This is a genomic window from Treponema zioleckii, assembly GCF_014737315.1.
GTDB lineage: Bacteria > Spirochaetota > Spirochaetia > Treponematales > Treponemataceae > Treponema_D > Treponema_D zioleckii.
In genome coordinates this window covers 1-14,926 of record NZ_JPUF01000053.1, presented here as the reverse complement: position 1 = coordinate 14,926, position 14,926 = coordinate 1, and the positions used below count along the sequence as shown (strand labels likewise).

Here is a 14,926-nt window from a genome sequence, read left to right as displayed (position 1 = left end):
CTTTACACTTTACATTTTATACCGTATACTTAACATTATGATAGTCATAATTCCACATGGAAATCAAATGCAAATTCTAGCAGAACTGCAAAAAGAAGTTTGCAGGAAAATCAGCGAAATTTTGTCCGATGAAAATCCGTCGGCTTTTTGTGTTCCAGATTTTCCGCTGTTCATTTTTTTTGGCGAAACGCATTTTCCAAATAAAAATGACAAACTTGATTCCATCGATTTTTCCACGCTCGCAAAAAAAATTCAATCAGTTTCAATAAATGCTTTTGAAAACGCAAGAAAAACTGAATCGGAAACAGAAATTTACTTGCAGGCAGAAGTTGGAATTAAAAATGATGAAGATGAAATTCTGCGCACCAACGGCAAAATCTGCCTTGCAAGGATTTTTACAGATTCGCCAGAAACTTTTGTGCCCGTAAAATCCTTTTTGGACGAATTTGAGCTTTCAAAAATCAACTTGCCAGTTTTTAAAGTCGCCCGAATCGAGATGGAATCAGAATTTTCTGCAGCAAACACGGACAATGCCGTTTTTCAAAAAAAATGGCGGATTCTGCAAGAAAAATGGCAGAAGCCCCGAAAATAATTCAACTGAGGCTGTTTCAAAACATTCATTCCGAACTAGTTTTGAGCATCTTTGTTCTATATAATAGAGTGAATGCTGAAACATTAGGAGTTTTTATGAATCATAGATTTTTAGCATTTATCATAATCCTGTTTGCCTTGCCAGCATTTTTTTCGGCGCAGGACTCGTCCGAACAAGAAAGCGGAGAGCACAAAAACAGCGAAAATCTTTCTATATATTTAAACGTCGCCACAGCTTATTACCCAAAAAGCGCATACAAAAGCGGAGGAACGCATTTTTCTCCGTTCGCGGGCTTTTTCTCAGGCGCGGAAGGCGCGGCAACTCTAAACGCGGACATAAAAATCCCTACCCCGCTCGGAAATCATTGGCTTTTACGCGACGCGAACCTAGTCCTTACGCCCGCGTTCGAGCTTTCGCCGGTCACAATAAAAATGCTTTTTAACGCGAATTTTACGCCACTTCCTTTTCTCTCTTTTTCTGCAGGCGGCTCAATCGGCACGGGCTGGCATTTATTCAACTGGCACGGGCTTGCAGGACTCAACAAACAAAAAATCACCTGGACGAACGGAGTAATTGACGAAGACAGCATTGAATACGAGGATTACACGCCTTTTTCAAAATGGTACTACGATTTTTGGGCGCAGGGCATGTTCATGTTTGATTTTGGGGCAGTTTTTCCGGGCGAATGGCATCACGTGATTTTTACGGCAAGCTACCAAATTCTTTACAAAGGACTTACAGGAACCAAAAGCGATGACATTTGGGAATGGCAGAACACCGTAAACTATGCGAACGGTCTTCAATACTATGCAAGCTCAATTTTGGCATACCAAATGCCTCTAAAACTTTACCGCGTGGGAATCATGACGGAACTTTCGGGTTACGTAAAAAATCCGTATGATGATTTGGGAAGCAACGACAATTACAATGCAACTTTCGCAAAATTAAGTTTTTCTCCGCTGGCACAAGTAAATCTCACCGACAAAGATTCTCTTTTGATTATTGCACAAATTGCCTCAAGAAGAAGTTTTGAGGAAGACCACGAAAAAGAAGCCACCGAGCCTTATTTGAGCTACGATGGCTATGAATGGTTTTTCAACCGTTTAGCAGTCCGTTGGACACATACTTTTAAGTAATCAAAAGCTATTTCATAATCTCTTCGCCACGTCCCATTGCAGTGAGACCTGTGCGAACGAGTTCCTTGATTCCGTAAGGTTCAAGAAGCCTGATGAGGCTTGAAATTTTGTCCTCGCTTCCTGTAGCCTCAACGATTACAGCACCGGGAGCAACGTCAACAATGTGAGCGCGGAAAATATTGCAGGTTTCAATGATAACCGCACGGTCAGAACCAGCTGCATTTACTTTGATGAGCACCATTTCGCGCTCGCAAGTGTTTTCTTTTTTGCAGTGAGTAATAGAAATCACTTCGACGAGTTTTGAAAGTTGTTTTTCAATCTGCTCAAGGACGTATTCATCGCCCCGCACAACAATTGTCATCCTTGACTGGCCAGGATTGTAAGTCTCGCAGACCGTCAAAGAATCAATGTTGAATCCGCGTCGGCTAAAAAGCCCCGAAACACGACTCAAAACACCCGCATGGTTTTCAACCAAAACTGAAAGTACGTAACGCTCCATAAAAATCTCCTTTATCTGTAATTTTTATCTGACTTTTTCGTGCTATTCGCTGTAAATACCGAGCACTCGAATATCCTCGGCAACTTTTTTGAGTTTTTCCTTAAAATCCGCAATGAATTCTTTAGGATTTGCAACATCATTCTGAATCACAACATCGCTGTAGAACCAATATTTCCACGGTTTTCCGGCAATCGGTCGGGATTCAAGACGGTTCATGCTCAAATTTGCATTCTTAAAAACTCCCAGCGCATCGTAAAGCGCACCAGCCTCGTTTTTTGTCGTAAACAAAATGCTCGCGCGGTTCGGCTTTTTTTCCTCAAACTGCAAAGGCTCGCTTCCCACGTGGTTCGCGGCGATAATCACAAAACGAGTGTAATTGTTCGGATTATTCTCAATGCCCTGCTGCAAAACTTCAAGTCCCCAAATTTCGGCATTGCGGGCATTACAAATCGCAGCATTCTCAAGCTCGCCCTTTGAAGCTACAAGCTGAGCTCCGGTAGCTGTGGAAACCGTGTCAACACAGTGATATCCATGATTTTTTATGAAATTCGAACACTGGGCAAGTCCCTGAGGGTGGGAATAAACGTTTTTGACGGTCTGTAAAGTCGCACCTTTTGGAGCCAGAAGCGAATGCTCAATTCGAATCGTAACCGCACCAACAATCGAAACGTCCTCGTAGCGTGTCAAATTGTCGTAATTGTTGTAAATCGAGCCTGCGGTGGAATTCTCAATAGGAATCATTCCGTACTGAACCTTTCCGTCAACGACCTGCTGGAAGATTTCGTCAAACGAATTGACTTCAACAGCCTCGGCAGAATCATCAAAAAAATTGATGACGGCCTGCTCTGCATACGCACCTTTTTTTCCAGAAAACGCACATTTTATTTTTTCGTCTGTGCCATTTTTTTTAGATTCCTGCGTTGATTGAATCGATTGAGTCGGACTTGTCTTTCGCTCGCTCCGAATATGGGCAACCTGCTTGCCGATTACAGGGGCCAGGGCCTCCATGTCGCGCATAATTTTGTCAAACTGCTCCGGGTAAAGAGCCTGGGCCGCGTCCGAAAGCGCCTGCTCCGGATGGCAATGCACTTCAACGATGATTCCATCCGCGCCAGCCGCAAGGGCCGCAAGGGCCATCGGAGGGATTTTGTCGCGAACTCCAACGGCATGACTTGGGTCAACGATAATCGGAAGATGCGTAAGGCTCCGCAAAACAGGAATCGCACTCAAATCAAGTGTGTTTCTCGTTGCGGTCTCGTAAGTGCGGATTCCCCGCTCGCACAAAATAACTTTGTCGGTCCCGCTCGAAAGAAGATACTCCGCGCTCATAAGCCATTCCTGAATCGTTGCGCAAAGCCCCCGCTTTAGGATTACAGGCTTTCCGAGTTTTCCGAGCCGTTTTAAAAGCTCGAAATTCTGCATGTTTCTTGCACCGACCTGATAAACGTCAACGCCATTATCTTCCATTAACGGAATGTATTCTGCGGCCACAATTTCGGTCACGACAGGAAGCCCGTATTTGTCTCCGGCTTCTTTTAAGTATTTGAGACCTTCCTCGCCCAATCCCTGGAACGCGTAAGGAGATGTTCTTGGTTTGTAAGCCCCGCCGCGAAGCATGGTGGCCCCGGCAGCAGAAACGGCGGCAGCGGCGGCAAGCATCTGCTCGCGGCTCTCAACGGCACACGGCCCGCCGATTGAAACAAGACGGCTTCCGCCAACACGGATTATTTGCCCTCGATTATTTTGGATTTCGATTATTGAATTTTCTGGTTTGAACTCACGGCTTGCGAGTTTGTAAGGTTTTGAAATCGGAACAACTTTTTCAACTCCGGGAAGAACTTCCACTTCCCGCACGTCCATGGAAAGTTTTCCAACAGCTGCAAGAATCGTTGACTCTTCACCTTTTACTTCGTTGATTTTAAAATTCTTGGATTTTAAAAGATTTTTTATATTCTTCTTTTCACTTTCGCTTGCATCATTTTTTAATACGATAACCATGCGTTGAATTATACTGTTATTCCGCGTGGACTTCTACGAGTTACGGAAAGAAATCATGGATTCTGCACAGCTTCGAAAAGTTGACGAAGTAAAGCCTCTAGCGTAATATAAAAAAAACGGAGGCGTCCGCAAATGAGCGACTTACCTCCTTAGCTATTGTTTTTAATAGCCCGCTAAAGTTTGGTCGCTTTTAGGCGGGCTTTTGTTTTTTTGGCTTACTTTGTAGGGTTAAAACTTACAGTTCGGAGAATGTCGCCGAATACGCCGGCAGCAGTTACGCCAGCTCCGGCACCGTAACCGCGAACGGTGAGCGGAATTGGAGTGTATCGGGCTGTCTCGAACACGAATGCGTTTTCACCGCCTTTTACGCCGTAAAGCGGGTCAGAAGGACCAACTTCCAGCATTCCCACAGAAACTTTTCCGTCGCGAATAGAAGCACCCATTCTAAGGACTTTGTTTTCTTTTTTAAGTTCTGCCATTTTGTTTTCAAAATATGAATCAACTTCTGGAAGTCTCTTCATAAATTCTTCAACAGTGCCTTCAATCGAGAAGTCGGCAGGGAAAATCGAATTCATTTTTATGTCTTTTAGCTCAATGTTCATTCCGGCTTCGCGGGCAATAATCAACGCTTTTCGGGCAACGTCAGTGCCTTTTAAGTCGTCGCGCGGGTCAGGCTCGGTGTAACGAAGCTCTTTTGCCTCAAGAACCGCCTCGCTGAATTTTTTGCCCTCGTCGAGCTTTCCAAAAATGTAAGAAAGGGAGCCAGACATAATTCCATTGAATCCTGTGAGCGAGTCACCGGACTTAAAGAGATTCTGCAAAGTGTCGATAATCGGCAATCCAGCTCCAACGTTCGTCTCGTAAAGGAATCTGCAATGATTTTCGTTCGCAACTTCACGAAGCTGCTTGTAAAAATTCATATCCATTGAGTTTGCGCGTTTGTTCGGAGTCGCAATGCTCATTCCCGCACGGAAGATGTCCAAATATCGCTCAGGCAAATCGTAGCTCGCAGTGCAGTCAACAAAAACCGGGTTTAGAGGTTTTGTGTCACGGACAAACTCAAGGATTTCGTCAAGATTCGTCTTTTTGTCGGACTTTTTGATATCCTCGCGCCAGTTCTCAAGATTGATTCCGTCGCCGTCAAGGAGCATTCCGTCCAAAGTTGAAATCGCGCAAACCTTAATGTCAACGTTCTGCGCAAGAAGTTTTTCGTGCTGCTCGCGGATTTGGTCAAGAAGCGCGCCGCCGATTGTTCCCGCGCCAAAAGCAAAAACTTCGATTGGCTGTGCAGTGTTAAAGAAGAAGAGGTGAGCTGATTTTACGGCCGTGTCACCGTATTCGGCACCGATTACGACAGAAATTGAACGTTCGCTAGAACCTTGCGCAATTGCCTTAATATTGATTCCTCTGCTAGAAAGGGAATCCAGGAATTTTCCGGCCACGCCGCAAGACTCTTTCATTCCGTCGCCGACAATCGAAACAATCGAGCAGTATTCGTCCACACCGATTTTGTTCAAAAGTCCGTCGCGGATTTCAAGCGCAAATTCCTGAGAAAGCGCGTCTTTTACTTTGTCTGCCTGATTCTGTTTTACGCAGAAAGAAATCGTGTATTCAGAAGATGATTGCGTGATTAAGAGCATTGAAACGCCAGCGCGTGTGACTGCGGCAAAAATTCTTGAGGCAAAGCCAGTCTTGCCTTTCATTCCGCTTCCAGAAACAGAGATGAGCGAAGTGTCTTTTAGGCAGGAGATTCCCCGTACAGGACCGGCGTTTTTTTCGCTCTCGAACGGACCTTTTCCGATTCGCGTTCCGCGTGCAGACGGATTGTGAGAATTTAAGCTCCACGCTTCGATTCCTTTGGCAGCAAGCGGAGCCAAAGTTTTTGGATGAAGAACTTTTGAACCGAAGAACGAAAGTTCCATAGCCTCTTCGTAAGTCATGTCCTCAACAAGAATTGCGTCGCTCACCACGCGAGGGTCTGCTGTGTAGATTCCGTCAACATCCGTCCAGAATTCGCATTTTGACGAACCGAGGGAAGCCGCAACGATTGAAGCCGAAAAGTCCGAACCGTTACGTCCGAGAAGTCCCATTGAAGTCTCCTCGCCAGGATGCTTTGACCAAGCAGATACAAAGCCCGGGAACAAAAGAATCTGAGGAGGATTCGGCTCCGAGCCGTCTCGGTAAGACTGCAATGCATTTGAGGTGCGCGCATAATCCGGGTCGCCTTCTTTTTGGTCGCCCGTGGTAAAAATATATTTTCGTGAATCAAGAACGAGAACGTTCTGTTTTTTGGCAAGGAGAACGGCGTTAACGATAGGAACACAACAAAGCTCGCCCATTCCCATGATTCGGCAGTGAATTGATTTTGGGCACTCGCCAAAAGTCGCAACGCCTGAAAGGAGTTTTTCCAATTCCACAAAATTAGGCTCAATAGAGTCCATTACGCTCTGAGCGTCAAATCCCTGCAATTTTGACTGAATTTCGTTACAGATTTCGGTATGGGTCTTTCTTATGCTCTGAACAAAGGCTTGGGTGTTCCCGCCAGAAATGCAGCCGTCAATCGCGGCCTGCAAGCTGTTAGAAATTCCTGCAACTGCTGAAACAATAACGCTGATTCGATCCTGTTTCGCACGACCAACCATAATATCAACTGAATTGATAATTCTTCTGGCACTTCCCATTGAAGTACCGCCAAATTTCAAAGTAAGCATAAGACCTTCCTATTTTTAAAATATTTATTCATTTTAGCGAAAGTTACTATAAATGGAAACGCTACAAGTAGACTTTTTGAAAAAAAGTTTTTATTGTGCGTTTCCCGCAAGTTTTTCGGAAACGCACACGTGGACTTACAGACCTCAAAGCCTGTTTTTAGCGTTTCCAAAAACTCGCGCTTTGGTGGGTCTTTTTGAACTGCTACTTTTAAGAGTGTTATGGCAACTGCCCAATAAGTTCTTTGCACCAAATGAAATATAGATGCTGAATCAAGGCGACCGCGAAAACGAAAGCGGTCGAGTTCAGCATGACGCAAGTTTTCAGTTTTCAACTTTTCTTTTTTTCTTTTAACTTTTTGAAAATCTGTTTTACTTATTACAATCTTCGGAATTATTATTTTGGAGTAGTTTTTTCTATTTTGAACAATTAAAAATGAGGTTTTTACGATGATTGAGGTTTCTCACCTTTCGCGGCATTTTGGAACGTTCCGTGCCGTAGACGACATCAGTTTTTCAATTCCTACGGGGCAAATAGTCGGTCTTTTGGGACCTAACGGAGCCGGAAAAAGTACCACGATGCGAATGATAACAGGATTTTTGAACTCGACTTCCGGAAAAATTCTTATTGACGGAATCGATATTGCAGAAAATCCTGTTGCGGCAAAACGAAAAATCGGCTACATGCCGGAAAGTGCGCCAATGTACAGCGACATGATTGTTGCAGATTATTTAAAATACGTTGCAGAAATTTATAATCAGGACGCGGAAACAAAAGTTCCGCATCTCTGCCATCTCTGCGGACTCAAAGAAGTCATGCACAAAAACATAAGCGAACTGAGCCGCGGTTACAAACAGCGCGTAGGTCTCGCGCACGCACTTATGAACGACCCGGAGATTCTTATTCTTGACGAGCCTACAAGCGGACTTGACCCGAACCAGATTCAGGAAGTTCGCGAACTTATCCGAAAAATCGGCGAGACACGCACAGTAATCATCTCAACCCATATTTTGGGCGAAGTCGAAATGATTTGCAGCCGCGTAATCATCATTGCAAAAGGAAAACTCGTTGCCGACAGTCCTACAGCGGAACTTCGCGAGCGTTTCGGGCACTCGGAGACAGTCTTCTTGCAGGCGGACGGAGTTTCTAAAGAAGAATTGAAAAGCGAACTTGAAAAAATCGGCACAGTGGATTCATGCACGATTACGGACGGAGAAAAAATCAATGCGGCGCCAAACGCAATAAGTGCGGTGGTAAGCGCAAAGAACAACGCCGAAATCCGAGGCGAAATCTTTAAGCTCTGCGCAAAGAACAACTGGGTCCTCTACACGCTCGAAGTCCGAAAGAACAGCCTTGAAGACGTATTCCACGCCCTCACCACAGACAAACAGGAGAATAAAAATGACTAAAAAGAGAAATCCTTCATTCATAATTATGAAAAGGGAAATCCTCGCATACTTTACAAGCCCGATTGCATATATCGTCACGGGACTTTTTATGCTTGCGTCAGGATTTTTGTTTTTCAACACATTCTTTTTGAACAATCGTGCGGAGCTCAGAAATTATTTCCAGATTCTTCCTATTATATTGGCATTTTTTATCCCAGCACTCACAATGCGAATGATTGCCGATGAAAAACGAACGGGTTCCATCGAAACATTGATGACGCTGCCGCTCACCGCATTCGACATTACGCTCGGAAAATTTTTGGCGGCTTTCGTGTGCGGAGTTTCAATGCTCGTCCCGACTCTTTTTTACGTGCTCACCTGCATCAAATTCGGCACCCCGGATTTTGGACCGATTATCGGCGGATATTTGGGAGCGATTTTTCTGATTGCGTCGTTCAGCTCAATCGGACTTTTTGCCACGAGCCTTACAAAAAATCAGATTATCGCGTTTTTTATCGCGTTCGCAATCTGCATTGCATTCGCACTGCTTTCGATGTTCATGATTTTTATTCCTGCGCCAATCGTAAAATTCGTGGCGTATTTTTCGGCAATGGCTCACTTTGAGTCAATTTCAAGAGGAATAATCGACTCGCGGGATTTGATTTACTTTGTCTCGCTCACGGCGATTTTCTTTGTGCTTTCAGTTGAATCATTAAAATCAACTGCCGCAAACAGATAAAATTTAAAAGGTTTAAAAATGAAATTACTGAATTATTTGAAGAGTCCAAAAAGCGACATTCCATTATTTTTCATTCTTTTGATTCTCATAAATCTCGTTTCTTACAACGCATTTTTTAGAAGCGACTTGACGGAACCAAAATCCTACACAATCTCAAAGGCAAGCGAACAGGTCGTAAGCACGCTCGAAAAACCTCTCTCGATAAAAGTGTTTTTTAGCGACAATTTAACGGCACCTTACAACGAAGTGCAAACTTATCTTTCTGACCTTTTGGTTGAATACAAAGGCAAAGCCAACGAGAATTTCTCTTACGAATTCTTTGACATGTCAAAACAGGAAAACGAAGTTCTTGCGCGAAGCTACGGTTTGAATCAAGTTCAGATTCAGCAGATTAAAAATACAGAAGTCGGATTCAAGCAGGTTTGGATGGCGCTCGCAATCGATTATGCCGACAGCACCGAAAAAATCGACTCGCTCACAACAACCGACGGCTTGGAGTACAAACTCACCACCACAATCAGCAAAATGATTTCGAACACGAGTATGCTTTCTGGCTTGCAGGGCAAAGTGAACCTTACGTATTACGCTTCAAAACGAATCGCAGACTTTGGATTTCCGGGCTACAGCAAACTTGAAGGACGAATCAGCGCAGCTTACGAGGAAGTGAACAAAAAGAACGGCGACAAAATCACGTTCAACGTGGTAGACCCGTCACAGGACGAAATCGATGCAATCGTTTCCAAATACGGAATTCAGGGATTTATGGTCGGGGAAGAAAAATTCGCCCTCGGACTTGTAGTTGAATACGGCGAAAAATTCCAGATTATTCCGTTCCAGATTACTCCGTTCGGAATCGCGGGAACCGAAAACCTTGACCAGAACATTACGATGGCGCTGCAATCTGTCGTTTCAAAGTCAAAGACAATCGGCTACATCGTCGGACACAACGAAAGAGAATACATTTCAGACGGAGACGAGTCTTTCGTCCTCAAAAATATAATTTCTGACCGCTACGGATTTGAAGTATTCGATCTTCGAACGGAAGATTTGCCAGCAAGTCTTGTAAGCGTAGTAATCAACGGACCAAAAAGCAAGTTCTCTGATTATGAGCTTTACAAACTCGATCAGTTCCTTATGCGTGGCGGAAACATTATGATTTTTACGGACAGATTTGAAATCACCGCGCCGCAAGACCGTTCTAATCCGCTCAACCAGCCGACTTTTACACCGATTGATACAGGGCTTCAAAAACTTCTCGACAAATATGGAATCAAAATCGGAAAAGACTACGTTCTTGACGAAAAATGCTACCAAGACCAAAATCCGTACCTACCAGACGGAATTCAGCGCGTTTACTATGCGCCTGTTCTCCAGAAAGACGGTCTCAACAAAAAAAGCGTAATCTCAAAGAATCTCGGATTCGTTGTATTCGCTCAGGCCTCTTCGATTGACGTTTCGGAGGCCGAGTCAAAAGCCGACGAAAAAGTTACGGTTCTGGCAAAATCTTCGCCGAACAGCTGGCTCATGGACAAAAACTTTACGGTAAACCCGTCATTCATAACGCCGCCGTCAGACAAATCGACAATGCAGAGCTACAATCTTGCGGTTCTTGTTGAAGGAAAATTCCAAAGCGCATTTGACGGAAAAGTTGAAAATCCGAACAAAGACGCAGAAAATGATTCTGAAAAATCCGGAGACGTAAAAATCGACGTTAAGGCAGAAGACGGACACATTGCAAAATCTGTTCAGAACGGAAAGATTTTCGTTGCAGGTTCGTCAGAAATCACCACGGAAAACGTGAACGGAAAGAACGGAAAAGCTCCAATAAGCTATTTGCTCAGAAATATCGTTGACTACATGAACGGCGAAGAAGATTTGTGCGAGATGAGAACGAAAGGACTTTCTCTCAACACGCTCGAAATCGCTTCGCAGGAAGCCGCAAACGCTGCCAAATATTTTAACGAAATCGGAATTGCACTTCTTGTGGCCGTGTGCGGAATTTTGGTTCTCGTTCATCAGAAAGCACGAAAAAAGGCTATCCGCCAAAAGTACAATCCTGACGACTCACGAGAAAGCGAAAATATCGAAAAGGCTGAATAGCCATAAAAAAAACAGGAAAGACTATGAAAACACGAAAAATAATTTTACTTGCGGCAATCGCACTTTTTGCGGTAATTTACGCCGTACAAACTGTGCTTGCGTCAAAATCTTCCGTAAAAACTTTTAAATTGGAAGACACGATTGATCTGATTGAAATTAATTCCAAGGAAAACGGAAAAATCACGCTCGCAAAAAACGGTGATGAGTGGACTGTAAACGGAGAGAACGCTGATTCAAGCCGAGTTGAATACCTTAAAAAGGCACTTTTGAGCATAAAGACTCTCGGCGTCAGCACAAATGGCAACGACGAAGCTACGAACGAACGTTACGGGCTTACCGAAAACAAAATAATCGAAGTGTCGGCAAGTGCCGGCGGAAAGTCACTCCGCTCACTCACCATCGGAAAAGACACTGCAACAGGTCAGCAGAATTACGTCCGAATCGACGGTTCAAGCGAGGTCTACATTGCAACAGGTTCGCTCCAGGACAGATTCTCCATAAAAGCAGATGACTTAAAAAAGACAGAACCCAAGGAAACGCTAGAGGCAAAACCCGAAGAAAAACCTGTAGCCGATTTGTAAAAAATTGACTATATTCATTCTGTAATATTTTTGGGCGATTGCCCCATTTCTTAGATAGGAGACAAAAATGGCAAAAGCAAAAACTCCAATGGCTCTTCTTTGCGGATATTTGGGAGCCGGAAAAACAACCTTGCTGAATCAGGTTCTTTCAAACCAGAAAGGATATAAGGTTGCAGTTATTGTAAACGATATTGGCGAAGTTAACGTTGATGCAAAATTGATTGCAGACGGCGCAAAAATAACAGACACGAGCGACATCGTTCCTCTTACAAACGGATGTATCTGCTGTACGCTCAAATCGCAGCTCGCTCAGAACATCGAAAACCTCATAAAAAGTGGAAAATACGACTACATTATGATTGAAGCTTCTGGCGTTTGTGAGCCAATGCCAATCGCTCAGGAACTTGAGACAATCAAAAACGGCGTTCTTGACAACGTTGTTGGCGTAGTTGACGCAGCTCGCCTCGTAGACGAATTTGCCGGCGGAAACAAGCTCCTTAACAAAGAAGCAATCGGTGAAGAAGACATTGAGTCTCTTTTGGTTCAGCAGATTGAATTCTGTTCAACTCTCGTAATCAACAAAAAAGACCTTGTAACAGAAGATGAATTCAAAAAGGTACGAAAAGTAATCGAAGCACTTCATCCTGGAGTAAAAATCATAGAAACTGACCACGGCAAAGTTGACGTTAGCGAAGTTCTCGGAACTCATTCGTTCGACTTTGAGCAGGTTTATGCCTCTGCAGGTTGGTGCAAACAGCTTGAGGAAGGCGAAATCGACGAAGACGATGATGATGACGACCATGACGAGCATGAGCATCATCACCACGACCATGATGAGCACGACGAACACGAACATCATCATGACCACGAGCACCACCATCACGAGCACAAGCACGACGGAGATTCTGGAGCAGATGAAGATGAATACGGAATCGGAACGTTCATTTATTACAGGAGAAAGCCGTTCGACCGACAGAAACTTGACGAGTTCGCAGGAAAATGGCCAAAGAACATTATCCGCTGCAAGGGACTTATCTGGTTCGCTGACGAAGACGACATGGCTTATGTCTTCGAGACTTCTGGACGACAGATTCAGGCCGGTTACTCAGGACAGTGGATTGCAACTTCTCCAGAAAAGGAGCAGAAAAAAATCCTTGCGCAGAATCCTGAGATTCAAAAAGAATGGGATCCAAAAGTTGGTGACCGCATGATTAAGCTCTGCATCATCGGACAGAACCTTGACAAAAAGGCAATTGCAAACGCTCTTGACGCTTGCCTTGCCTAATATTTTCTATAAAAAAACTAAAATAGCCACCATTCAAGGCAATTGTGGGCTTTGTACCTGCAATTGCCTTTTTTGTCAGCATAAATTCTACGGGCGGAGCATTTTTCAATGAAAACAGATTTACTCGCAGAGATGAGAAACGGGACACCCCTCAGTCTAAAAAAGCAAATCCATCTTATAGTTCAGCTAAGCATACCCGCAATTTTAGCCCAGCTTTCTTACATAATGATGTCGTACATCGACACGTCTATGGTCGGCCAGCTCGCCACGGAAGACTCGGCTGCAATCGGGCTTGTCTCGTCGAGCACGTGGCTCATCGGGGGGCTGAGTTTTGCCGCGGCAATGGGATTTACAGTGCAGCTTTCGCAATTGATTGGATCTGGCAAAGAAAAAGAAGCAAGGAATCTTCTGAAGATTTCGATGATTTTTGTTCTTGCCTTCTCGCTTATAATCGCACTCGCAACTTCGATTATAAGTCCATACCTTCCGCACTGGCTTGGCGGCGATGAAACGGTCTCTAAAAAAGCGTTCGTCTACTTTTTTATCTTCGCGATTTCTTTTCCGATTATTCAGCTGAACGATTTGGCGGCGGGAATGCTTCAGGCGGCGGGCGAAATGAAAATTCCTGCGATAATGCAAGTCGTAATGGCAATTCTCAACGTGATTCTAAACTACGTTTTGATTTTTAGAATGGAACTTGGCGTTACAGGAGCGGCACTCGGCACGCTGATTGCAAGATTCGTAACGGCAACTCTCCTCATTCTGCATTTGCTCTTTAAATCAAAATCGCTCAGTCTCCGAAAAAACGAGCGGCTAAGCTATTCACCGGAATATCTTAGAAAAGCCGTAAAAATCGGACTTCCGGTTGCGTTTGAGCAGCTTGTGATGAGCAGTGGTCAAGTCGCATTTACAAAAATCGTTGCCCCGCTAGGAAATGTCGCACTTTCGGCAAACTCATTCGCTATCACCGCGGAAAGTTTGTGCTACATGCCGGCACACGGACTCGGAGCGGCAGCAAGCACACTCACCGGGCAGAGCTTTGGAGCCGGAAGGCTAGATTTGACAAAAAGACTGAGCTGGCTAACGACGCTACTCGGAATCATTCTGATGATTGTTACGGGCGTAATGCTTTTTGTTTTCTCTCACGAAATGATAAGTTTTCTTTCCCCGAATCCAGCCATTCAGGAACTCGGCTCAAAAATCCTAAAAATCGAAGCGTTCTCTGAGCCTTTCTTTGGAGCCTCGCTCGTTGCAAGCGGCGCTTTACGCGGAATCGGGGACACTTTTATTCCGAGTCTGTACAAATTCGGCGCGATGTGGTTTGTCCGCATTCCTCTAGCAATCATTCTCGCTTCTCCGTTCGGTCTTGAAGGAATCTGGTTCGCGATGAGCTTTGAGCTTTTCGTTCGAGGAAGCCTGTTTTTGCTACGACTCTGGCAAGTGGGCAAAAAATTAGGAAGATAAAAATAAGAATATAGAGTATAATCAAAATTCATCGGCATACTGAACTTAACAATGTCATTTCGACTGTAGCGAAGCGGAATGGAGAAATCTGCCATTCAACGGAATGTGTACAGACCTCTCCACTTCGGTCGAGGTGACAGAAAAAACACTGCCGTTGTGACAGGAAAGACCATTGGTCGAGGGACAGAAAAAACGCTGTCGTTGTGGCGGGAGTGCTGCTGTCATTTCGACTGTAGCGAAGCGGAATGGAGAAATCTGCCATTCGACGGAATGCGTGCAGACCTCTCCACTTCGGTCGAGGTGACAGGAAAACACTGCCGTTGTGACAGGAAAAAACACTGTCGTTGTGACGGGAAAAAAGCTGTCGGTGTGGCGGGAGTGCTTCTGTCATTTCGACTGCAGCGAAGCGGAATGGAGAAATCTGCCATTCAACGG

The 14,926-nt window shown here is 44.6% G+C and carries 11 protein-coding genes; 8 read left to right on the top strand and 3 right to left on the bottom strand.

Annotated features, from left to right (window positions below):
• The first annotated feature begins 67 nt into the window (after positions 1-67).
• Together JI65_RS12760 and JI65_RS12755 are read left to right on the top strand one after the other, a co-directional pair.
• A complete protein-coding gene (locus tag JI65_RS12760) occupies positions 68-592 on the top strand; it encodes a hypothetical protein (RefSeq protein WP_191017252.1) in 525 nt (174 codons plus the stop codon).
• 95 nt (positions 593-687) lie between these two features.
• On the top strand, positions 688-1,728 hold the full coding sequence (locus JI65_RS12755) for a hypothetical protein (RefSeq protein ID WP_191017250.1): 1,041 nt from the start codon (positions 688-690) through the stop codon (positions 1,726-1,728).
• Between the two features lie 7 nt (positions 1,729-1,735).
• Here JI65_RS12755 and ilvN read toward each other — a convergent pair whose 3' ends face one another.
• The 3 genes from ilvN to thrA form a co-directional block, all read right to left on the bottom strand.
• Positions 1,736-2,227 (bottom strand): acetolactate synthase small subunit, encoded by a 492-nt coding sequence (gene ilvN / locus JI65_RS12750; RefSeq protein ID WP_191017248.1) that lies wholly within the window; start codon positions 2,225-2,227, stop codon positions 1,736-1,738.
• A gap of 42 nt (positions 2,228-2,269) precedes the next feature.
• A complete protein-coding gene (gene aroF / locus JI65_RS12745; RefSeq protein WP_191017245.1) occupies positions 2,270-4,225 on the bottom strand; it encodes a 3-deoxy-7-phosphoheptulonate synthase in 1,956 nt (651 codons plus the stop codon).
• A gap of 215 nt (positions 4,226-4,440) precedes the next feature.
• Positions 4,441-6,936: a bifunctional aspartate kinase/homoserine dehydrogenase I gene (gene thrA, locus JI65_RS12740; protein ID WP_191017243.1), complete on the bottom strand. Its 2,496-nt coding sequence runs from the start codon at positions 6,934-6,936 to the stop codon at positions 4,441-4,443.
• Positions 6,937-7,383: 447 nt separating this feature from the next.
• Here thrA and JI65_RS12735 point away from each other — a divergent pair, with 447 nt between their 5' ends.
• The 6 genes from JI65_RS12735 (at position 7,384) to JI65_RS12710 (ending at position 14,491) form a co-directional block, all read left to right on the top strand.
• Positions 7,384-8,343: an ABC transporter ATP-binding protein gene (locus JI65_RS12735; protein ID WP_191017241.1), complete on the top strand. Its 960-nt coding sequence runs from the start codon at positions 7,384-7,386 to the stop codon at positions 8,341-8,343.
• On the top strand, positions 8,336-9,061 hold the full coding sequence (locus JI65_RS12730) for an ABC transporter permease (protein ID WP_191017239.1): 726 nt from the start codon (positions 8,336-8,338) through the stop codon (positions 9,059-9,061). The genes JI65_RS12735 and JI65_RS12730 overlap by 8 nt, the downstream gene beginning before the upstream one ends.
• 18 nt (positions 9,062-9,079) lie before the next feature.
• Complete coding sequence (locus tag JI65_RS12725) at positions 9,080-11,161, top strand: GldG family protein (protein WP_191017237.1); 2,082 nt, start codon at positions 9,080-9,082, stop codon at positions 11,159-11,161.
• Between the two features lie 23 nt (positions 11,162-11,184).
• A complete protein-coding gene (locus JI65_RS12720; protein ID WP_191017235.1) occupies positions 11,185-11,742 on the top strand; it encodes a DUF4340 domain-containing protein in 558 nt (185 codons plus the stop codon).
• 67 nt (positions 11,743-11,809) lie between these two features.
• Complete coding sequence (locus tag JI65_RS12715) at positions 11,810-13,027, top strand: CobW family GTP-binding protein (protein ID WP_191017233.1); 1,218 nt, start codon at positions 11,810-11,812, stop codon at positions 13,025-13,027.
• A gap of 108 nt (positions 13,028-13,135) precedes the next feature.
• Positions 13,136-14,491, top strand: coding sequence for an MATE family efflux transporter (locus tag JI65_RS12710; protein WP_191017231.1), 1,356 nt, complete (start codon positions 13,136-13,138; stop codon positions 14,489-14,491).
• Positions 14,492-14,926: the final 435 nt, after the last annotated feature.